This window comes from Chitinophaga silvisoli (genome assembly GCF_003412465.1).
Classification (GTDB): Bacteria; Bacteroidota; Bacteroidia; order Chitinophagales; family Chitinophagaceae; genus Chitinophaga; species Chitinophaga silvisoli.
In genome coordinates, this window is sequence record NZ_QTJV01000004.1 from 61639 (window position 1) to 84003 (window position 22365).

Genomic DNA, 22365 nt, shown 5'->3' on the forward strand with positions numbered 1-22365 from the left:
GCGTGAAAAGTATCAATTCATTATCCGCCTTTCACCGACTGGTATCGCTGCCTGATCCACTGCATCCTTTGATAAGTGTGATCCGGGTAGAAGATATACGTTTGACAGCAGCCTTCCTTTCGGAAAATTTCCTGCAGGATTTTTACACAATTTCTTTGAAAAGAGATGTGCAGGCTAAGGTGAAATACGGACAACAATATTTTGATTTTGACAAAGGCGTTATGAGTTTCATAGCGCCTAAACAAATCCAGGCGCTGGAAGTTGCTGATCTTATCAATGCCAATCCCCAGGCAGGGACTGGCTATGCCTTACTATTTCATGCCAGTTTCCTTACGGGTTATCCGCTGGCTAATGATATCAAACAATATGGATTTTTTTCTTATTCTGTAAATGAAGCCTTGCATCTTTCGGAAAAGGAAGAGAATGATGTCATTGATATTTTTCAGAAAATGGAGAAGGAATATCAACATATTGACCGGCATACGCAGGACATTCTCATTGCCCAGCTGGACCTTTTATTAAAATATGGCAACCGTTTTTATGAAAGACAATTCTATCTTCGAAAAACTACTAACCATACCTTACTCGAAAAAATGGAAAGCCTGTTGCATGAATATTTCAACACTGCCAATTCCTTAAAAAACGGGCTTCCTACAGTTGAGTTCCTGGCAAATCAACTGAACCTTTCTCCACATTATCTCAGCGACATGTTGCGCTCCCTTACAGGACAAAGTGCGCAGCAACACATTCACGACAAGGTAATTGAAAAAGCGAAGGAATACCTGGCCAGCACAAATCTTACCGTGGCTGAAATTGCCTATGAGCTGGGCTTTGGCTATCCTCAGTCATTTAATAAGCTGTTCAAAAAAAAGACGAAGATGTCTCCATTGGAATTCCGGGCTGCTACTTCCCAATAATTTCTTTCCGATGCCTGATTCCCCAGTCCGTCAATTCCTTGATAATCGTCTTTAAGGACAAACCATGCTTTGTTAATTCATATTGCACGGTTACAGGCTGCGTATCCAATACGGTTCTTTTGACCAGCTTGTTCACTTCTAATTCCTTTAGCTCCTTGCTCAACATTTTGTTGGAGATCCCATCTATATCAGCTAATATATCGGAGAACCTTCTTTTATTATAAAAGCAGATAGATGAGAGGATGGAGATCTTCCATTTTCCGCTTAGCACGTCCATTGAATCCTGGACCGCTCTCATCTCCTGTTTGTAATTTTGCTCAAAATTTTTACACACCATATGTTACTTTGTTACCTCCAGGTTACAGTTACTTTTAGTAACAAAATTACCAAAATAAATACAGCTCCACTAATTTTGTATCTCAAATCAAGAAAATATGAAACTGAAGAACAAAGTAGCTATAGTTACAGGCGCATCGAAAGGAATAGGAGCATCTATTGCAAAGTATTTTGCCGCAGAAGGGGCTAAAGTGGTTGTTAACTATGCATCCAGCAAAGAAGGTGCGGACAAGGTTGTAAAGGCCATTACTGACAACGGAGGTACTGCCATTGCGGTACAGGCTGATGTGGCAATAGAAGCGGATATCAACCGCTTATTTGAGGAAACGAAGAACGCATTCGGCGGGCTGGATGTACTGGTAAATAATGCAGGTATTTATGACTGGGCACCCATTGAGCAGGTAACAAGAACATCATTTCATCAGCAATTCAACACGAATGTTTTAGGACCTGTTTTCACCATACAAGCTGCTTTAAAGCTTTTTGGTGATAAGGGTGGTAATATCATCAATATCAGCTCTGGTGTAAGTAGAATGCCAGCGGCTACTGGTTCTGTCTATTCTGCAACAAAGGCTGCATTAGATGCAATTACCGTTGCTTTATCAAAAGAACTGGGTGGTAAAAAAGTACGCATCAATTCTTTGTTGCCGGGTTCTGTTGAAACTGAAGGTACCCATGCCACAGGAATTATCGGCAGCGATTTTGAGCAGCAATTGGTGGCCAGAACGCCATTGGGCCGTATAGGTCAACCTGAAGATATTGCAAAGGCTGCAGTATTCCTGGCTTCTGATGATTCAGCGTGGATCACGGGAGAGTTGATCTCTGCATCCGGTGGTATTTATGGTTTTTAATAAAAAAGCCTCCGGTTGATTCCTGAGGCTTTTTTATTAATTCTCCTGTTGATATGTAAGGAGATTATTACTTTCTTTTCGCTGCTTTAATATGTTGACATATCTCAGCGCCAGTTTATTGTTATAATTTTCGTACGCTTTCTGTGCCCACTCAATTGCGTTGTCTAACTGACCGTTTATTTCACAAATGATGGCCATGTTATAACAGGCACGACCCGCTATGGTACTGCTGGATGCCCTGGTTTCTTTTTCCCATAGCTCAGCGGCTCCATTCCAATTGCCCGTCTGCGCCTTACGCTTTGCTATACTGAAATTGTCAGTACCCTTTACATAATAATCCCTGGTTACTTTTATCCAGTAAGGCAGTAGTCTGTATGCATAATCCTGGCCTACTTTCCTGCTTATATCTTTCACGGCATCTTTTCTATTGATTATAGCGCCTGCTGCTGCTACAGGATTGATGCCCTTACCAGATAAGGTAATGCTGCGGGCAATCGGAAATTCATCCAGGATGAGCCTTTGCACAGGATCATAAATTCGCCATCCGGTCTTGACCGTGGTAAACATAGAAGCATGGTGTTCCACACCCGGGATATTGCCCAATGGTGTTTTGATGTTGACCGGCACTGTTGTGTAACTTAGTTTGGAATCTGTGTCAAACAGCTCCAGAGAGAACAAGGCATCCACATGTTTCTCCCTGCAAATCTGATCGACAAGGTCCCAGGTAAGCGGCGTGGGAAATTGCCCCGGCACATTGCTACGCAGGTTCAGGTTAGTGAAAGCCGTTACGTTTGTGAATCGTTTGTTATTAATCAGTTCATCCGCCAATCCGATGATACCGGCCTGCGATGCCTGGGCATCCAGACTATCCCCCTCCAATGTCATGACTTTATCCACTATATCAAGTACCTTATTCTTTTCGGATACAAGACTTCTGTTGATAATCCCCACCTCCTTTATGCCCGGAGGAAGTGTAACTGGTGACGGTTGTAATACGCTGATATAGACGTGATTTGTCGCACTACAGGAATATAGGCCCACTGAAATCAGCAGCATGTACAGTTTTTTCATAGATAGGTAGTTTAGCTACAATGCAAATTTGCCCCTTTAAAGTTGTTATTTCCGAGCAAGATAATAATTAAATTAATATTTAATATCATCTACAGGGGGAAACTTGCCGGGCAGCTAAAAACCTTCCATATTTCTTTGATTGATTGCTTCTTCGGTTCTGGGAATGAATTTTTCTCTTGCATTCAACTCAGCCTCGGCCTGTACGCTTTCTATAAATGGACGCAGGGCATGATTATAATCCTGAAATGCCATTACATAATCTCCGTGGTGTGTCGCCAATGCATCGGCGAGAGCGGCAGCACCATCCAGTGCCAGTGAACCTCCCATCCCTGCAGCCGGTGACGCACAATAAGCAGCATCGCCTACCAGCGCTACCCTGCCTTTTGTCCAGGAGGGCATCTTTATCTGGCAGAATTTATCAAAGTAGAAGTTGTCTGAATTGGCTACTTCTGCCAATAATTCGGCGGTTCTCCACTGCTGTCCGGTGAACTGCCCGAGGATGATACTTCTTTGTTGATTTACATCCCGGTAATCGTATGGAATTTCATGATCAGCAGCAAAGCAGAAGATAATATCCGTTTTGTTCTTGTAGGCATTCAGCATATAGGCCTTACCCGGCGTATTATAGAAATTCACTGTATTAGGGCTGAGCAGTGACTTCTCTACAATTGAGATCGAAAAATAGGCACCCAGGAAATGTGCGTAGTCAGATTCCGGGCCGAACCAGATCTTTCTTACATTCGAATGTGTACCATCACAACCTATTACAAGGTCAAAGGTACGTTGAGAACCGTCTTTGAATGTAGCCAGGATGTCATCCGGTGTTTCGTTTAAGGCGGTAATACTGTTGTTGAAAATAAATTCAACCTGGTCTTTGATGGTATCGAATAATATACTGACTAATACAGTACGTTCTATTTCGATTTCTTCATCATTGTTGTACCTGTTTTGGGCGAAGGAGTTGACGGTTTCGTCATTTGCATTTTTGAACACAATCATTTCCAGGTTGAGGGCGTTTGCTTTTATTGGTTCGAAGATACCCATGCGCTTAATGACATCAATTGTGCCCAGGCGCAGATCAACGGCTGTACCGCCCGTGCGGGGTGAGGCCGCTACTTCAACTACTGTTACTTTATAACCTAATTTATTCATCCAATAAGCAGTTGCTAGTCCTGCTATGCTTGCTCCCGAGACGAGTATTCTTTTCACTTTCTTTTTTTGTACAAAGTAAAAGCAAGTAATGAAGGCAGATAAGGTCTATACGAAGTAATACTTGTACTAATCGAGGTTTTTGTTCCGGAAGGCCACCGGGGTTTTTCCTACTACTTTGGTAAAGAGCCTGGAAAAATAAGGGTAATCGTCGTAACCTAATTCGGCAGCTATTTCTTTTATAGCCTGGTCGGAATGAGAAAGCAGGCGTTTGGCTTCCAAAATCACGCGTTGCTGTATATGATGAGAAACTGAAAAGCCGGTAGCGTGCCTGACACATTCATTCAGATAAGGTATGGAGATGTTGAGTTTTTTTGCATAGACTGCCGGGCGTTTATCGGTTGTATAGTTACGTTCCAATAAATTCCTGAATGATTTAGCCACCGTTTCAAAACGGGAAAGTTTCTGCGTGGATGTAGTGTGACCCAGGAATTGTGAGATCGCCAATGCCACCAATGCATTGCAGCTGTCTTTGATAGCCGCATGATATAATTTATCTTCCTTTCGGTCAAACAATCGCATGCCCAATGATACTGCGTCAGATAGCAGGGAAACGGCATCTTTCTTTAGCAACAGAGGACTGGTTGGCGTGAGCTCTTCCAGAATCTTCAGGTATTCCGGCTGTAGGTGTTCGTTTCTGATGGACCATACGCAGACCGTTACATTCTCAAAAGCGGTGATGCGATGTACCTGGTTAGGATGTAAATAGAGGAGGGAGGACGGTTTGATATTGTACTTTTCAAAGTCAATTTCAATGGATACTTTTCCTTTTTCAAGGAGGAAGAATGAATGGCCATCTTCACGATGAGGTCTTCCGGCCTCTTCTTTTTCTTTGGGAAGTAATTTTTCTACGAGTAATTTTTCAATTGCAATACCAGCACCGAACTGATTTGCCATGGGATTGACCGGAATTGATGCACGTCTCTTAGCCATGTTTCAAAGATAAGCCTTCCATTCTTTCGAATGGAAGGCCTGCTAAGATTATTGCCTGACAAATTTTATCACCTTGTAGAAACCTTTTGATTTCAGGTGCACGAAATAGACACCAGGACTTAATTTGTCAACGCCGATGGATGTGCCGTATCCGGATACTTGCAACTGTCCGGAGCTATTAAAGACTTTGATATAGGCATAGTCTGCCAGACCATTGATATACAGGGTAGTGACAGCTGGATTAGGGAATACGGTAATCTGCCTGCCGGTCATCTTTGCTGAGACGGCGGCATTTTCCATTGCTGAGAAGGTGGCATTCTCCATTTTCACCAGTTTCCACTGACCACTGGTTTGATTTAGGTCTGTCCATTGTTGCACATTGCCTCCGTTCATTGTACTGTAATCAGAGACCTCTACCAGTTTGTTACTATGTTTGGCAATGATCTTATAATAATCGCTATCCAAGGGTATCATCAGGAATTGCTGGTTAGCACCGGCAACATAATTCCATTGGTGTACATTGGCACCATCGGCGGTACTGACAGCGGATACGTCGACAGACTTACCTGATTTGACACAAAGGATTTTATAAATGTCATTGCCTAAGTGAGTAAAGGTAAACTGTTGATTTGTACCTCCGTTATATTCCCATTGCTGAATGTTTGCACCATCTGTCGTTATCTGGCTATCATCTACATCCATAAACAATCTGCTGTAACGGTTCCGGAGGTAATAGGTGCCTGCGATCAGTTTCACTTTTTTAACAGTATTGGTGCTTTGAGCCCTGTTTACAAGCGGATCAGTGGCACCATCCAAAGGAGCGTAGATTTCCAGACTTGACTTTAGCAAATTAGCATCTACCATTGCGCTTACTTCCTCAGGAGTCATCCCTGAACGATAGAGGAGCAAGGTGCGGTAACCGGCAGTTGGCGCATTTGTACCATTCAGGTCAAAGCTGGTGGTGACGATCTTCTCAGCAACAGTACCCTGTAATACCTTGTCGATGTATAACAGGGTTTTGCCCATTGCATAGTAGTGAGTGAGGGTTACCTTATGCCATTGGTTGTCGGTCAGGGTAGTCGTACCTGTAATACCGGATGAATAATCCAGTTTACCGGAAGCGTTGATCACCAGTTTATTTTGTCCGCTGACGGTACTTAACTCCGCCACCTGCCCGGTTGTGGAGGTTTGGATATCAAAGGAGTAAGTAAATGAATGAAGGATCTCTTCTGGTTTAATTTGCAATTTATACCCGCTGGCAGGACTCAGGTTTAATGAGGTACCTTCTATAAAATAAGGCTGTGTTTTTCCGGCTTTCAGGGCATCGAACAGCGAAGGCACGATGGCGTACTCAAATTCAAGATGCCCGGCATCATTAGGATGCAGGTCGTCGTATTTGTAGCCGCTGGCCCATTTACCAGCACCATTATCAAGCGCACCCAGGAGATTGATGCTGGCTACATTCCAGGAGTGAATCAGCAAATTCATTTGCTTGATGAAATTGTATTCGGTAGCTGTGTAATCTTCCCGGCTGTAGCAATTCGTGATGATGGGTTCTATGCCCTGCTGTCTCGCCTTATTGATCAGCAGTTTCATGTTGTCCCTGAACTGGTCAAAGATGGCCTGGCCGCCGGTGGTAATACCTTCATTGCCCAATGACAATGCATAGATCACATACCTGCTGCAAAGGGGGAGTAAATCCTTATCCCAACGGTTGATGACACTCAGCGTATTGTTTCCCGGCACCGAAATATTCGATACATTCCAGGTCTGCCCTACCCCACTGTTTGCCCTGTTGCTAAGCAATTGAGCATATAATTGAGCATATCCCTGGTTGTTTGTAGCCCCTGTACCGGAAGGAACGGAAGACCCCATGATGGCAATGCGGCTGGCATCTTTGGTGGTGCAATATGGTTCAAAGGTGACAGGATTTACCTGGTTTATTTTCATGATACCCAGGTATCCAAATGTACCTTCGTTCCGGGTGAGGGTAAGGTTTATCTGGCCGTTATCATCCGGCATTATTATATCAGAAGTCAGGATAGTTTTGGTATTACCATTATAGCCAGTACCACCCAGATTAGTACCAGAGGTTTGCAAGGTACCATTGTAGAAGGTGGATCCTGTAATGGCATAACCTGACACTCTTTTTTCAGGATCATTGCGGGTGCCGAAGACACTGAAAACGTAGCCTTTTGTTTTATCCAGTCCCCTGATGGAAAGGCTGGAAGAATTGGTAGTATGGAAGTAATCCTGCGTGGCTGTAGGAATGGCGAAATCACCCAGCAGACTGGCATCGGGAGACAATAAGCCTCCATTGAGAATACCATTGGAAGAAAAGCCGGTGATGATTTTAATGGATGCGCCTGTGGGGACATTCGATTTATCTGACAGGTTCACAACTGGTGCCGTGGCAGCAGTATTCGTAACATTGTTCCAATAGTTGCCATTGATGTCCGGACTGGTGGTGCTATTTCCATTGGTGACATCGTTAGGTCCGAAGTCGATATAGGTTGTTTTCAATGGTGTGACAGGCAAGCGGACTTCTTCTATTTTCAGTACCCCGATATAGGCGAATGTCCCTGTTTCCCGCCTGACAGTGATCGCGATCTGTCCTTTCGTATCAGGTGTAATTGTGCTGGTTGTCAGGATAGTGCTGTTATTACCATTGTAGCCGGTGCCACCCAGATTCGTGCCTGAGGTTTGTAAAGTAGCACTATATGTTGTGCTACCTGTCAATGTGTAATTTGATTTCCTGACTTCAGGATCGTTCCTGGTAGCGAAGAAATGAAAGATGTATCCCTTGCTTACATCGAGACCTTTGATGATAAAGCCGGCAGTATTATCAGTGTAGAAATAATCCTGCGTGGCTGTGTTGATAGCGATATCATTCAAAAGAGAGGCACTGGGAGCCAATAAACCACCGTTATTGATCCCATTGGAGCTAAAGCCTGCAGTGATGTTGATGAGGGCACCGGAGGAGGCATTTTTGCTTGTCAGGAGATAGACCGAAGCAGCAGTTGTGCTGGTATTGGTAATGTTGTTCCAGTAATTACCATTTGCGTCTGGACTGGAGGTGATGTTACCATTAGTAACATCATTGGGTCCGAAGTCAATGTAAAAGGTTCTGAGTGTTTGAGCGTACGTGGTAACGGAACATAGGAGGAATAAAAGATAAAGTAGTTTCTTCATCGGTTTTCATTTAGTGGAAATTAGGTTGACATAACAAATTAAAGCACCGGGTTGCGACAAAGGTGCAGGTACCTAAGTTACCCCAAATTTTGATATAAATACCCCATTCCTTTTATTGATGAAGCATCCATACTTTCGTCTCTTTGCATAAAATAATCATTGACAATGAGAATAGTAACGCTGGAGGAACATACATCGTTCCCGGAAATGAGCGCACTGCTGCCTGAAAGTATATTGAAAGAAAGACGTTCTTTGGGGCTTATGCAGGATAAACTGGCGGATATCACTGGTGAACGTTTAGGATCTATGCAGGAAACCGGGATTTCCACACAGGTATTATCAATTGAAAATACCGATGTATACCTGCTATCCGGAGGGGATGCAGCCAACTTTGCGTCAAAATATAATGACTTGCTGGCGGAGAAAATAAAGGGCCACCCGGAATCATTTACAGCATTTGCACTACTTCCTGTAAGCAATCCGGCAGCTGCAGCAGCAGAACTGGAACGTACTGTAAAGACTTATGGTTTTCGTGGTGCCATGATTAAAGGCACCATTAACGGGGAGTTCCTGGATGCGCCAAAATATGCCCCTATTTTTGAGCGGGCGGAGGCACTTGGGGTACCTATCTATATTCATCCCGGGATACCGCCTAAAGAGGTTATAAATGCCTATTACAGCAACGTAGGGGATACCCCGGGACCTAATGAAGCCATTGCCTGTTATGGATGGGGATGGCATTCAGAAACGGCCATTCATATTTTACGTTTATTAGCAGCAGGTGTGTTTGATCAATATCCTAAGTTGAAAATCATTATTGGGCATATGGGTGAGATGCTGCCTATGATGTGGTCCAGGGCTAATAAGGTTTTCACACCGGGAATGGCAGGAAAGAACAAGCGGACACTGATTGAAACTTTCAAAGCCCAGCTCTTTATTACTACCAGTGGTATTTTCACACCCGCCCCCTTACAACTTGTCATTGATACCATCGGTATTGACAATATTATGTTCTCTATAGATTATCCTTTCAGCAGTAACCAGGTAGGTGTTGATTTCTTACATGCGCTTGAGTTGCCGGAAGAACAACTGGCGAAAATTGCACACTTAAATGCAGACAAGCTCCTGGGACTTAAATAGGCAGGAAATGCTATTTTTGTTGCATGAAGCGTGTTCCAGTCAGCAAGTTACAGGATAAAAGTAAACTGGGGTTTCAGTTGAAACCATCGGCAAAGGAAGCAGCCACTGCTCAGCAATCGAAAGCGAAGGGCGCACACCGGGATGATCATTATATTTTCTTTATTACGCTGGAAGGCAGTGGCTCTACGGTTGTAGACTTTGAAGAGAAAATTGTAGGACCTAATACCCTGTATTACATTCTTCCGGAACAAATACACTACCGGATCATTACTAAAAAAGCAAAGGGGTGGTTCTTAGCTGCCGATCCGGCGCTGGTCGATCCGGCTTGCAGGGATATTATTGAAAGCTGGTCAGGGTTCCAGGAACCGATTGTTTTAAGTGCCGGAGAGATCCAAGACTATGATATGCTGTTGGGTATTTTATATCGCAAAGCATATGAGCAGGAAGCTAATCTATCAGTACTTCATTCTTTGCTCCGTTCTTTTTTTGAAATGGCTGCCAGTACGATTCAAATACATTCAAAGGCGGTATCCCACAACTCCAGGCCAGCTATCATATCTATGCAGTTCAAAAAGTTGCTGAATGAAAATATACAGCAATTTAAAACACCGGCAGCGTATGCAGAGATGCTCCATATCTCGGAGCCCTATCTCAACGAAGCATTGAAAAAAACGACTGGTTCGACTGTATCTTTTTGGATTAAATATAAAATGCTGACTGAGGCTAAACGTCTCTTATATTTTACTGACCTGAATGTAAAACAGATTGCGGGTGAATTGGGGTTTGAGAATCATTCCTACTTTTCTCAGATCTTTTTAAAGGAGACAGGTATGACAGCGCTGACCTTTCGCAGGCAATCAAGAGAAAGGGAATAACAGGCAGCTTTTTATGCCTTTACAAATTCTCCTTTTTGCGTAGCTACCATATTTCCCCATCCCAGTATTGCATTCAGCATCGGAGTACAGGATTTACCGAATTCAGTCAGGCTGTAGACAACCTTAAGCGGGGGCTTTTTCCCATAGACTTTCTTGGAGATCAGGTCATCTTCTTCCAGCTGTTTCAGTTGTATGCTCAATGTTCTTTCTGTAACACCCGGCAATGCTTTTCTTAATTCACTATATCGCTTCTCCTCATCCATTAAGTGATACAGTATGACTGCCTTCCACTTCCCTCCTACCAGATCCATTGCCACACTTACTGTACAAGGATATAATTTATTATTGACCTTTATAAATTCACTTTGACATTCTATATCCATAACACCAGTTTTATAGAACTATCCTAATGGATAGTTATTGCAAATTTATCGAAGCCCCAATAGTTTTGCAACTATAAATTTTACTTATGGGAGAAGATAAACCGCTCATTACCATCGTTGGTATCCTGGGCAAGCAGGGTCATAGTGCAGCAAATACACTACTGAAGGACGGACGTTTCCGTGTGCGCGGGATTACGCGCCGGGTAGATTCGCCGGCGGCGCTGGAATTGATCAGACAAGGTGCAGAATTGGTGAATATACCACTTGATCTGGGGTATAAAAATGAGTTTGTAAAAGCGTTCCGTGGCTCAGCAGGTGTGTTCCTGATGACCCCGGGAATAGTGCCACCGCAAACACATGAGTTTGAATTAGGAAAAGAACTGGCAGACGCAGCGGCAGCAGCGGGTGTGCAACACATTGTGTTCAGTAGCCTGGAGAATGTAGATAAGATAAGCGGCGGGAAGCTCTTTGCACCACATTTCACGGATAAGGCACGTGTAGCTGAATATATTAATACGCTCCCTGTGAACAGTACCATGATCCAAATGGCATTCTTTTTCACCAACCTATTAGAGTTTTATCCTCCTGTTTTGCGGGGTGATACACTCGTGTTTCCCATCTATCTGCCAAAGGATTTTAGAGCGCCATATGTGGATCCTATAACAGCTACAGGGCCTGCAGTACTGGAGATCCTTTTACATCCGGATAAATATGCCGGGAAGACTTTACCAGTGATTGGAGAATTTTTATCTCCGCAGGAAATGGTGGATACTTTTGTCAGGGTAACAGGAAAGAAGGCTGTATATGGCGATGCCTATACAAGAGAAAAATTCCTGCAGTTACTACCTGCTTTTGCATCAAATGAGTTGTTAGTGAGTGAGATCCTGGGAATGGCAAGGTATGCAGTTGAATATGGTTATTACAGCAAAGAGCGTGATTTGAACTGGAGCCGTGAGATCAACCCCGGTACTTTGAACTGGGAACAGTTTCTGCGCACCACGGGCTGGCAAGGGCAACAGGTATCTTATTAATAACAGAGGTTGGATCAAAGGTAAATTCCTCTGGATTAATAAGGATACCTGATGGCGGGAATTATGTTTTTTTAATGCCCGATGCCTTTAAATTATTTTTGATCCAACCTCTTTTTTTCTTAGCAGCTCTTCCAGTTTCAGTTCCCCCGTTACCGTTTGAGCACCATGCTGCAGGGCATGCATCATGATCTCCGTTACTGCGGGATTAAATACGAGTGATTCCCAGGCATCATTTTCTGCTTTAAATCCTGCTATATTTTTTACAGGAGATAAAACCTGTTTTGTTTTGGCAAGTACCCCCTCAGGTAAAGCGGCGATATTATGTGCCAGCTGACTTACAAAGGTATCTAGTGAGGCATCCGGCAATGCACGATTGATCCATCCATATCGTTCTGCCGTAGCGGCATCAAACAGGTCAGCACCCAGGATTACTTCCAATACCCGGCTACGGGTCATTTTTTCTGATAGATACTGTGTAGCGCCACCGCCGGGTATAATACCCATCAATGCTTCACATTGCGCCAGTTTCCCTTTTTCAAGTGAAGCAAAGCTCATATCTGCAGCTGTTACAAATTCAGCACCACCACCGCGTGCAATACCTTTCAGTTTTACGATCGTCACCTGCGGCTGGTCTCTCAACATCTCTCCTACTGCCTGAAATAGATTGAAACCTTCCGGAGCTGTCGCCTGCAATTGATTAAAGATCTCGCGCTCTTCAAGGATATTGATATCTACATGTGCAATAAAAAAATCAGGGTTGGCACTGTCGAACACAATTACTTTTACATCGTTGTTATCAGACAATTCTTTCAGCATCTGCTTTAATGCAAGGATCAGTGAACCGCTCAGCACATTGACCGGAGGGTTATTCAAAGTGATATTTGCTACACCGTTTGCTATGCTGAGTTGCAATAAATTTGCTTTCATTTCACAAAGTTTTAATTTTACTTAGCAAATGTAACCGTGACACAAACTGATTTTAAAAATGCTATGGTAGACGATAGCACCCTGACAATGAAAGATAAAAAGACAAAACCATACATCTGTACCACAATGGATGAAAAAGAAATCAGGTATGCCCAGGATGCACTGTATGTGCTGAGTGGTAAATGGCGGATGCCTGTGATATTAGCCCTGCATAACGGATTGCGCAGGTACAGGGAGATTGCGCAGAGTATACCGGGGATTACGTTTTCCATGCTGTCGAAAGAATTGCAGATCATGGAACTGAATAACCTGGTGCTGCGGATGGAAGATCCTGACTTCCCTAAGCATGTGGAATATAAGTTGACTGAATACTGTGAATCATTATATCCGATTGTAGAAAGTTTAGTGAATTGGGGAAGAGAACATCGAAAAGTCATCAGTACATGATGTATTCCTCAAGTTGTGAATGTTGTTTCCCCAATATGTGACAGGCTCATACTCGCGCTTTCTCAAAATACAATTCTCTGATTTCTACTTATTTGGGTAGTTTTTTAATCAGGCAATTTCCGCTTTCTACCGTGGAAATTCACATGTATTTTATCTATTATGCAACAAACTGATTAAGTTAACTTCTATTGGTTATCAACATCTTCGATTTTTATCTGGTACATACGGCATACTTATTGGCTAAATCCTCAATGCGTTTTTTTCCCATATATTTCTATTTGTAAATATTAATTAGAACTATGCTACATCAACTTGCAAATTTGCCAGACAGTGAGCTCATGGCCAGAGCAAGAAAATTGAAAGATGAGGAAGCAGCTGGAATTTTACTGGAGAGATATAGCCATTTGCTGGCCGCAGTGTCCTTACCTTCTTTAAATAACTACGACAATACCCCTGATGAATTTTTCCCGTCTTTATTAAAAAGGCTCTTTAAAAGTTTGCAGACACAGACGATCCCTAAAATAGGCGAATGGATGCAGTTCTTCATCAAGTCACAAAGTAACAGGGAAGCGAGGAATACTTATTATTTCCCTACTTCTGCATCCAGCGATATTACCAGGCTTGAAAATAAGGCAGAAAAAGCCAACAGTAATTTACTGCAAAGAAAAGAACTGACGGCTACCATGAAAGAAGCCTTTGATGATTTAGACGCATCCCACAAAGAAGTATTGAAAGAGTTCTATTTTGATCAGAAGACTTTTGCTGAAATAGCGGCTGACAGGGAATATACCATGGATAAGATCAGGAAAATGATTAAGCGGTCCAAACAGGAATTAGCTTCTCTTATTTTGGAGAAACTGGAATATGCGAAAATCAATAAACATACAAGACCGGTAAATGAGACACCTGAACCAGTATTGGTAATAGAAAATGAACCACCCAAAAAGCGGAAAAAGAGCAGTACTTCATCTCTGAAAAATGCAGCTCCCCGGAAGCAAAAACAGAGTGACACAATGGTAGTTGAAGAGAAACAGGAACCGGCATTAGTGCTGATATCGGCAAAATCAGCCATACAGGAACAGGAATCGCAGCCAGCAGGCATACTGATATCTGTAGATGAGGGACAGGAAGCAGCCACGCTAAGGGTAGCTGTACAAGCTGAGGAAAATCTCCAGGCAATTAAACCGGCACCTACTTTAGTACTGGTCTCTGCCAATTTAGAAACGGAAATAGAAAATTCAGGCAATCAAGAACAAGATTCAAATCAAGGATATGCAAACTCCCGAAAACAAGGACAAGATATTAAAGATCTTCAGCAAGGTTCGTTGTTTTAGTAAAGATCAACTTCCCCGTTATGTAGATGGCCGTTTAACGCATGTTGAAAAGCACCTCCTGGAACAGCATCTTGTGAATTGTGAGCTTTGCAGCAGCGCTGTTGAAATTCTTCAAAAGCCAAAGTATCATGCACAATACCAGGCGATGGGTGTGAAAGTGCAGGAGCTGATACGCAGCAATGAAATAGCCCCGGTGTATGAGACTGAACGCTACCAGAAGAAAATAGAAACAGAGGAAAAGTTCCTCACCTACTTCTGGAGTGTAGTTGCGGCGGCCCTTGTAACCGGTCTCGTATTCCTGATCACGCAACAGACAAAAACAGACAACGGACATCCTGCTATTGTAAAAACGGAAAAGGTAGCTGCACAGGAAACGGTATCTCCCGGCACTGCCCATACCGATACGGTGGCTACAGGAGAAGGAGACAGTACTGCTGCTGCGCCTCCTGTATTAGCAACAGCAGCAACAACAACTGAAACAGATCAGTCTATTTTTAAAACAGCCATGGCACATTATTACAAAGGTAACCTGGATGATGCCATGCCCTTACTTACAAAGTTGACAACAGATACCAGCAGCAATTACAGGGAACTAGCCCGGTATCAGCTGGCCATGTGTTTTAAATATAAAAAGCAGAAAGTCAAAGCGCGGAATATGTTTAAGGAATTAGTGAGGATGGATGGACGGATGAAAAAAAGAGCCCAGTTAGCATTGAATAACCTATAATTATCTGAGAGGAAGAATGAAAGATCATTCTTCCTCATTTTTTAGTAGCTACCTATCTTCCTTCAGGTTTTTACTCCCCGCTTTTCAGGCTGGTATAATCATAGAACCAGCTATTGAGTGGTTTAGGGTATGGCTCTGCATGCACACGGGTATACCAGGCATTGTATTTGGCCTCCAGGTCTGCCGCAACTTTTGGGTATTGACGGGATACATCTTTCAGTTCTGAACGATCCTTTTCCAGGTCGTACAACTGCCATCTTTCTGAGCGCTCCGCCACCAGTTTCCATTTGCCTTCGCGAATGGCCCTGTTACCTTCATGCTCCCAGAAGATAGGATTTTTCCGGTCAATATTCTTTCCTGTGAATGCAGGTCTGATGCTGGTACCTTCCAATGGCTGTATTTTATTGCCATTATATTCGGAAGGATAAGTGGCATGAGCCAGATCCAGGAGGGTAGGAAGAATATCTACCAAATGGGCCGGTTGCTGCTCAAATTTCCCGTTTCTCTCCTTAGGGATACCAGCAGGCCAGCTCACGATTGCAGGACTGGAAATGCCTCCTTCGTGCGTATGGTGCTTATACATCCAGAATGGCGTACACGCTACCTGTGCCCATCCCTGTCCGATATAAACATCTGAATTCACGGTGCCGGGATGCGCGCCGTCATATCGGCCTTCTATGCCTGGTTCTGCGTTGCCTCCGTTATCTGAAACAAAAAGGATAACTGTGTTATCAAAGACTCCCCTCTTCTTAAGTCCGTCTATGAGCACACCTACTTCTTTATCAAGATGAGTAATCACGGCTGCATATATTGCCATCATATCATCGTACTGTTTTTTCTTTGCATCGCTCAGGGTATCCCATTTGTAGATGATTGGGTTACCAGGTGCTGGTTTCAATGAGGAGTCTATTAAACCAAGTTGAATTTGTTTACGATAACGCGCTTCTCTTACTTTATCCCAGCCTTGCAGGTACTTGCCCCTGAACGGCGCAATCTCGCTTTCTGGTGCCTGTAACGGGAAATGAGGCGCATTGTAGGCAAGGTATAAGAGGAAAGGCTTTTTCTCTGTCAATGCCTCATCTATGAATTTGAGGCCATAGTCTGTCCAGATATCTGTAGTATACCAGTTCTTAGGCAGTTCCGGCGCATTGTTCACATCCAGTTCTCTCCCATTCAGGAAGAGCCGGGATCTCTTGTCAGCATAGTAGAATCCACCATTAGGGGCTGCCAGGGATCTGTCGAAGCCCCTGTTGGCAGGATTTACATTGAAGTCAAAGCTCACATGCCACTTTCCGGACATGGCTGTAAAGTAACCGGCACTTTTTAAGGCTTCACCAATAGTGACTGACTTGTTGTTCAACTGTCCGCGGTATGCTTCGTGATCAGGCCCCTGATCATTCATCATATGCCCTACTCCGGCCTGATGGCTATACAGCCCTGTCAGTAAGGTGGCTCTGGACGGGCAACAGCGTGCGGTATTATAAAACTGTGTGAACCTGACACCGTTCTGCGCCAGCTTATCCAGGTTGGGTGTGGGAATTTCACTACCATAACATCCCAGATCGGAGTAACCCATGTCATCAGCAAGAATAACGACGATATTCGGTTGCTGCCTGGCTATACTCTTTTGTGGAGACAGCAAGCCAAAGGCCAGTGCACTGATGGTCATGAATGCAGCATGTTTCATATGATATTATTTATTTAAGAGGTACTTAGATAATGTCAGTTCGTAAGTAGCAGATAGGGTGTTGAATTTCTCCCGGAACCTGGTTAAATCATTCTTGTCTACTGACTGCAGTACATTCAGGGCCTGTAGTCTTGCCATTTCATTAGGACTATCAATGGCCGACAGGAGTACATTCAGGGCCGGTTCTTTCTCTCCCAACTTATAGGCAGCTTCTGCTGCAGCGATTCTGACTGCGATACTCTCATCCTGTAGTAAGGGCAATACATCGGCTTTTGCACCCAGGATAATAATACCTGTGACCGCCCAATAGCGGGTGACAGGATCTTTATCTTTTAGTTTTTTAATTAATGAAGGAAGGTACTTTACATCTCTGGAGGACGCTGCTTCTGCTGTAGCCAACACCTTATCAATATCATAATTTACTGAATGCGCATATTCATAAGGAGTTGTTTTCCCTATGATCTCTGTGAGCTGTGCTTCAGGAATAAATCCGGCATCCTTTGTATGGATCAGTTCTTTGTGTAGTTCCTGGTGCATTCTCGCCAATACCTGCTTATATTCTTTTTGTCCTGCCAGGTTATGGATGTTATCAGGATCATTGATTACATCATATAATTCTTCTGTTGGCTTTTCTTTCCAGAATCTTGATTGCAGTTCATTCAGGCTGCCTGCTTTGTATGCACTTTCCCATGACCGCATGGAAGCTGCATTCCATAGGAACCCGACATGCTGACCGTAGATCTTGTGCGGATAAAAATTCCATACATACCTATATTGTTTGTCCCTGATGGATCGTACTTTATCATCACTCTCATCCATTCTTCCACGGAAGTTGAAGGCATAGTCATGTGGAGCCGGCAGATTGGGGCCGGCAAATGCCTTGCCTTGTATATAAGCCGGTATTTTGACACCTGCCAGATTTAATACTGTAGGTGCAAAGTCTACGAAGGTCACCAGTTGATCAGTGCGTGTACCGGGGGATAAATGTTTATACTTTTCAGGGAAGCGAATGATCAGCGGTACATGCAAACCTGATTCATAAATAAAGCGTTTACTTCTGCCTAATACGCCGCCATTATCTGCATAATAGAATACAATGGTATTATCTGCCTGCCCGGATTCTTCCAGTTCCTGCAACAACTCTCCTACCCGCTTATCCATCAGTTCCACCTTATCATAGTAGAGCGCCCAATCATGTTTCATTTCTGTAGTCCTGGGCAAATAGGGAGGTATGGGTACTTTCTCCGGATCATGTTTCAGGTCAGGCTGATTGCCGAAGATGCTACTTTCATGAGTAGTGAAGATATTGAAGACGGCAAAGAATGGCTGACCGGGTTTACGGTTTTTGTAAGTCGCCTGATCACTTGATTCATCCCAGGCATCTGTCTGATCAATCGTGTTATAATCCTTCTTTGAATTGTTGGTGGTATAGTATCCGGCAGCACGCAGGTACTTTGGAAAGAACTGTACAAAGGAAGGAACGGGATAAGTGCTTCTCATATTCTCCGTACCCAGGCTGGTTGGCAACATGCCTGTGATAAGCGTATTCCGTGAAGGTGCACAAACAGGTGCGGTAGAAAATGCATTCTCATACAATACACCTTGTTTTGAAAATCTGTCAAGATTGGGTGTTGTTGCAAACTGATCACCATAACAACCAAGGAAGGTCGTGTTATCTTCACTTACAATCCAGAGAATATTTGGCCTCTCTGTTTTTGTCTGGGCTGCGACATGGAAGACAGGAATAGTCAGCAGCGCAAGCATAGCTCCTATACTTTTCATTAGATTTGATTGAGATGAATTGATTGGTGGGAGAGCAAATATAATTATTAGTCTATTAATTTTGTAGATTAAACATTTAATTGTATGTTTGTTCTGTTATAAGGTATGTCCCCACCAAACCTCCCTTATACACGCAAACAGAGCATGTCATTCTGAGGGTGTTGATTTCTTACAAATTCATTTACTTTTTCCATTTTTTATTTTCCTGAGCGAAAGCTTTGAGGGATGCTATGTCCAGCTAATTGCATTTTTAGCCTGTTCACACTAAAAATCAACCTAATAATATAACGATGAAAAAGAATCCAATTATCTATTCTCATTCCATCCCAGGCAGTGTTCTATGCAATAGCACTATTAGCTGCTGTTGTCAATAATCCTCTCTTTTCATTTCCTGTAATCATCATCTACAGGCCATGCGCTCATGGCCAGGGGGAAGTCTTTGTCTATAATCAAAAATGTCATGTATAAAAAGTTAGTATTACTGGCTTTGCCATTGCTGTCTGCAATGCTATCGCCCGCGCAGGATAAGCCACTGATTAATTCTTCTGTGAGCGGAACAGTGGTGGATGCCCGAACTAAAGAGCCATTGCCCGGCGCATCTATCAAGATCGAAGGTGTGACCAATCAGACTGTCACGGATGACAAAGGGCATTTTCAATTGGTAACAGGCCAGAAGTTACCTTACTATGTTGTAGTCCGCTTTATTGGGTATGATACTTTAAGAGTTCAATTAACGGCCTCCCCGGCGAGACTGGAATTAACACAAACATTAAACCAGTTAGATGGCGTGGTTGTAGTAGGTTATGGTACACAAAAGAAAAGTGATGTCACCGGTTCTATTGCATCTGTTCCTCCTGCTGTAAAAGAACAACCTGTCAACTCCATTGAACGCCTGTTACAAGGCTCTGTATCAGGTGTAGTCGTTACTCAGACCAATGGTCAGCCGGGAGGTGGTGTGAGTGTGCAGATACGTGGAAACAACTCCATCTCTGCAGGTAGTGATCCGCTCTATGTCATCGATGGTTTCCCGATCAATAATAATTACAGCGTGGCCAATGCCGGTGTAACCAATGGTCCTAATATCAATCCCCTTTCTACCTTAAATACAAATGATATTGAATCTATCGATGTATTGAAAGACGCTTCTGCCACTGCGATCTATGGTTCAAGAGGTGCGAATGGTGTAGTATTGATCACGACCAGAAAAGGATCCAGGAACAAGTCTTCTGTTAATTACGATGCTTACTATGGCATCCAAAAAGTAATTAAAACGATTCCTTTGCTGAATGCCCGCGAATGGTGGGAGCTACGTAAAGACGCTGCAACGAATTCCGGTAAGACTGTGACACTCCCTGCTGTATCTGGTTATACCCTCGATACAAGCGGCGTGGGAACTGACTGGCAGGCAGCAGCATTTACTACTGCACCGGTGCAGAGTCATAGCTTATCTATCTTTTCCGGAGGTGATAAAACGCGCCTGGCAATTGCGGGCAACTACCTGAAACAGGAAGGGGTGATTATTAAAACCGGGTTTGAACGCATCTCTGCACGTGTAAATGTAGAACATGATTATAGCTCTAAATTAAAACTGACTTCCAGCATCATCGGCACGCATACCAAAGCGGATGTAGCACCCGCCAATATCGTGCAGGGCCTGCTTTATACGCCACCCTCCTTACCCATTTACCAGGATAATGGTGCCTATGTAGTGAACAGTCCTTTTGAAACAATATATGCAAATCCCATCAATACCTTAAACAACCAGACAAATGAAACCATCACCAATCGCTTTCTTGGTAATGTAACAGGTGAGTATACCATCCTTGATGGATTGAAGGCAAAAGTATTGTTAGGTGCAGACATCGTAGATAATAAGCAAAACAGGTACCTGCCAAAATCTACCTATGAAGGTGCTTCCTATAACGGATATGCTGCTGTAGGTTCACTCTTTACCAGTAACTGGCTGAATGAGAATACCATCACTTATGACAAACAGTTTAACGACAAACACAGGATCAGCACTGTTGCAGGTTTTACCGCCCAGCAATCACAGTCAAAAGGTTTAACAGCCGCTTCCTATGGCTATACTTCTGATAAGCTGACTTACAATGACCTGGGTAGTGGTACCAGTGCTGCCACACCAGGTTCCTCTGCGCTCAAGTGGGCACTGGCATCTTATCTCGCCAGGGTAAATTATGCTTTTGATGATCGCTTCCTTGTCACTTTTTCTTTCAGAGCAGATGGTTCTTCCAAATTTTCCGCAGGCAATAAATGGGGTTACTTCCCCTCAGGTGCCATTGGATGGAACATCTATAAAGAAAAATTCTTTGAAAATGTAAAAGGTATCAGTGTATTGAAGCTGAGAGTAAGTGCCGGGTCTACGGGTAACCAGGATATCGATGCATATCAGTCACTGGCCAGGATCTCTTATTACCCTTACAACTTCTCAGGCACTGCTGTATCAGGATATGCACCCCGCACTGTATCTAACCAGAACCTTACCTGGGAAAAAACCTTCCAGGTTAACGGTGGCTTAGATCTCGGATTGCTGAATGGACGAATCTCTATCGTGGCTGACTACTACTATAAAAAAACGACGAATCTGCTGCTGACAGGTACTGTACCTGGTAGTTCCGGTCTCGCTGACCTGAGCAATAACCAGACATCTACGACCTATCAGAATATAGGGGCTATCTCCAATAAGGGTTTTGAGCTGAATGTGAATTCCAATAATCTCACCGGTGAGTTCAGGTGGAACACGATCCTGAACTTCTCCAGGAATACTAACAGGATCCTGCAATTGACGGAGGGCGTAAACGAGTACATTCCGAATAGCGCAGCACCTTCTATCGCTAAGATCGGTCATCCTGTAGGTTCTTTTATCGTATACCAGACTGACGGCATTATACAGGAAGGTCAAACAGCATTGACTCCACAGGCAGATAATGGTCCGGGAGGGCAACAGTATAAAGATGTAAATGGTGATGGTAAGATCACTTCTGCTGACCGTATTGTTATCGACAACCAGCTGAAGTTCACCGCTGGCCTGACAAACTCATTCAGCTATAAAGGGTTTGACCTGAATGTATTCTTCCAGGCTTCTGTAGGTGGTAAAATATATAATACCAATGAAGCGCAGCTGGAGCTGGGAACCGGGTATACCAATGCATCGAAAGTGATGCTGAGAAGATGGACTCCTACCAATACCAACACTGATGTGAAAGAAGCTTACCAGGATCCCGCAATCACCATGTCCGACCGCTTTATTGAAGATGCCACTTATTACAGGCTAAAAAACGTATCGCTGAGTTATACTTTCCCAAGGTCTTTCTTAACAGCTGCGAAGTTAAAAGGGTTAAGGCTTTACATCTCCGCACAGAACCTGGCTACCTGGACGAATTATACAGGCTTTGATCCTGAGGTAAGCAGTAATGGCCAAAGTCTGATTAATAAGGGCGTTGATAACAACTCTTACCCTAACAATAAATCTTACCAGGCAGGTCTTACCCTCACTCTTTAAAAA

General features: G+C 43.5%; 18 protein-coding genes. 9 read left to right on the forward strand and 9 right to left on the reverse strand.

The window, feature by feature from the left end:
- The first annotated feature begins 2 nt into the window (after window positions 1-2).
- Window positions 3-917 (forward strand): helix-turn-helix domain-containing protein, encoded by a 915-nt coding sequence (locus tag DXN04_RS12305; RefSeq protein WP_116853661.1) that lies wholly within the window; start codon window positions 3-5, stop codon window positions 915-917.
- Here DXN04_RS12305 and DXN04_RS12310 read toward each other — a convergent pair.
- Window positions 904-1215: a winged helix-turn-helix transcriptional regulator gene (locus tag DXN04_RS12310; RefSeq protein ID WP_233525575.1), complete on the reverse strand. Its 312-nt coding sequence runs from the start codon at window positions 1213-1215 to the stop codon at window positions 904-906. The two genes, DXN04_RS12305 and DXN04_RS12310, sit on opposite strands and share 14 nt — an antisense overlap.
- 136 nt (window positions 1216-1351) lie before the next feature.
- Here DXN04_RS12310 and DXN04_RS12315 point away from each other — a divergent pair, with 136 nt between their 5' ends.
- Window positions 1352-2104: an SDR family NAD(P)-dependent oxidoreductase gene (locus DXN04_RS12315; protein WP_116853663.1), complete on the forward strand. Its 753-nt coding sequence runs from the start codon at window positions 1352-1354 to the stop codon at window positions 2102-2104.
- A 36-nt stretch (window positions 2105-2140) separates the two neighbouring features.
- Here the strand turns inward: DXN04_RS12315 and DXN04_RS12320 are convergent, their stop codons facing one another.
- The 4 genes from DXN04_RS12320 to DXN04_RS12335 all read right to left on the reverse strand — a co-directional run bounded on the left by DXN04_RS12320 (window position 2141) and on the right by DXN04_RS12335 (window position 8509).
- Entirely contained in the window at window positions 2141-3175 is a 1035-nt protein-coding gene (locus tag DXN04_RS12320; RefSeq protein WP_116853664.1) for a DUF6340 family protein, read from the reverse strand.
- A gap of 114 nt (window positions 3176-3289) precedes the next feature.
- Entirely contained in the window at window positions 3290-4384 is a 1095-nt protein-coding gene (locus DXN04_RS12325; RefSeq protein WP_233525576.1) for an FAD-dependent monooxygenase, read from the reverse strand.
- 69 nt (window positions 4385-4453) lie between these two features.
- On the reverse strand, window positions 4454-5317 hold the full coding sequence (locus DXN04_RS12330; RefSeq protein ID WP_116853666.1) for an AraC family transcriptional regulator: 864 nt from the start codon (window positions 5315-5317) through the stop codon (window positions 4454-4456).
- Window positions 5318-5365: 48 nt separating this feature from the next.
- Window positions 5366-8509, reverse strand: a complete 3144-nt coding sequence (locus DXN04_RS12335; protein WP_116853667.1) for an RICIN domain-containing protein — start codon at window positions 8507-8509, stop codon at window positions 5366-5368.
- Between the two features lie 165 nt (window positions 8510-8674).
- Here DXN04_RS12335 and DXN04_RS12340 point away from each other — a divergent pair, with 165 nt between their 5' ends.
- Together DXN04_RS12340 and DXN04_RS12345 are read left to right on the forward strand one after the other, a co-directional pair.
- Complete coding sequence (locus tag DXN04_RS12340) at window positions 8675-9649, forward strand: amidohydrolase family protein (RefSeq protein ID WP_116853668.1); 975 nt, start codon at window positions 8675-8677, stop codon at window positions 9647-9649.
- Window positions 9650-9672: 23 nt separating this feature from the next.
- On the forward strand, window positions 9673-10524 hold the full coding sequence (locus tag DXN04_RS12345; RefSeq protein WP_116853669.1) for a helix-turn-helix domain-containing protein: 852 nt from the start codon (window positions 9673-9675) through the stop codon (window positions 10522-10524).
- 11 nt (window positions 10525-10535) lie between these two features.
- Here DXN04_RS12345 and DXN04_RS12350 read toward each other — a convergent pair whose 3' ends face one another.
- Window positions 10536-10907 carry a winged helix-turn-helix transcriptional regulator gene (locus DXN04_RS12350; RefSeq protein WP_116853670.1) on the reverse strand — a complete coding sequence of 124 codons (372 nt, stop codon included), beginning with the start codon at window positions 10905-10907 and terminating at the stop codon, window positions 10536-10538.
- A gap of 86 nt (window positions 10908-10993) precedes the next feature.
- Here DXN04_RS12350 and DXN04_RS12355 point away from each other — a divergent pair, with 86 nt between their 5' ends.
- On the forward strand, window positions 10994-11938 hold the full coding sequence (locus DXN04_RS12355) for an NmrA/HSCARG family protein (RefSeq protein ID WP_116853671.1): 945 nt from the start codon (window positions 10994-10996) through the stop codon (window positions 11936-11938).
- An 87-nt stretch (window positions 11939-12025) separates the two neighbouring features.
- Here the strand turns inward: DXN04_RS12355 and DXN04_RS12360 are convergent, their stop codons facing one another.
- The gene (locus tag DXN04_RS12360; protein ID WP_116853672.1) at window positions 12026-12865 is read right to left on the reverse strand and encodes an enoyl-CoA hydratase/isomerase family protein; all 840 of its coding nucleotides are present in this window, start codon (window positions 12863-12865) and stop codon (window positions 12026-12028) included.
- Between the two features lie 36 nt (window positions 12866-12901).
- Here DXN04_RS12360 and DXN04_RS12365 point away from each other — a divergent pair, with 36 nt between their 5' ends.
- From DXN04_RS12365 to DXN04_RS12375, 3 genes are all read left to right on the forward strand, one after another.
- Entirely contained in the window at window positions 12902-13312 is a 411-nt protein-coding gene (locus tag DXN04_RS12365; protein WP_199415033.1) for a winged helix-turn-helix transcriptional regulator, read from the forward strand.
- Window positions 13313-13611: 299 nt separating this feature from the next.
- Window positions 13612-14646, forward strand: a complete 1035-nt coding sequence (locus tag DXN04_RS12370) for a sigma-70 RNA polymerase sigma factor region 4 domain-containing protein (RefSeq protein ID WP_147319913.1) — start codon at window positions 13612-13614, stop codon at window positions 14644-14646.
- Window positions 14585-15373 (forward strand): zf-HC2 domain-containing protein, encoded by a 789-nt coding sequence (locus tag DXN04_RS12375; protein WP_116853674.1) that lies wholly within the window; start codon window positions 14585-14587, stop codon window positions 15371-15373. The genes DXN04_RS12370 and DXN04_RS12375 overlap by 62 nt, the downstream gene beginning before the upstream one ends.
- Window positions 15374-15443: 70 nt before the next feature.
- Here DXN04_RS12375 and DXN04_RS12380 read toward each other — a convergent pair whose 3' ends face one another.
- A complete protein-coding gene (locus tag DXN04_RS12380; RefSeq protein ID WP_116853675.1) occupies window positions 15444-17060 on the reverse strand; it encodes an arylsulfatase in 1617 nt (538 codons plus the stop codon).
- Window positions 17061-17066: 6 nt separating this feature from the next.
- Window positions 17067-18842 (reverse strand): sulfatase-like hydrolase/transferase, encoded by a 1776-nt coding sequence (locus DXN04_RS12385; protein ID WP_116853676.1) that lies wholly within the window; start codon window positions 18840-18842, stop codon window positions 17067-17069.
- Window positions 18843-19302: 460 nt separating this feature from the next.
- Here DXN04_RS12385 and DXN04_RS12390 point away from each other — a divergent pair, with 460 nt between their 5' ends.
- A complete protein-coding gene (locus tag DXN04_RS12390) occupies window positions 19303-22362 on the forward strand; it encodes a SusC/RagA family TonB-linked outer membrane protein (RefSeq protein WP_199415034.1) in 3060 nt (1019 codons plus the stop codon).
- The last annotated feature ends 3 nt before the right edge of the window (window positions 22363-22365 follow it).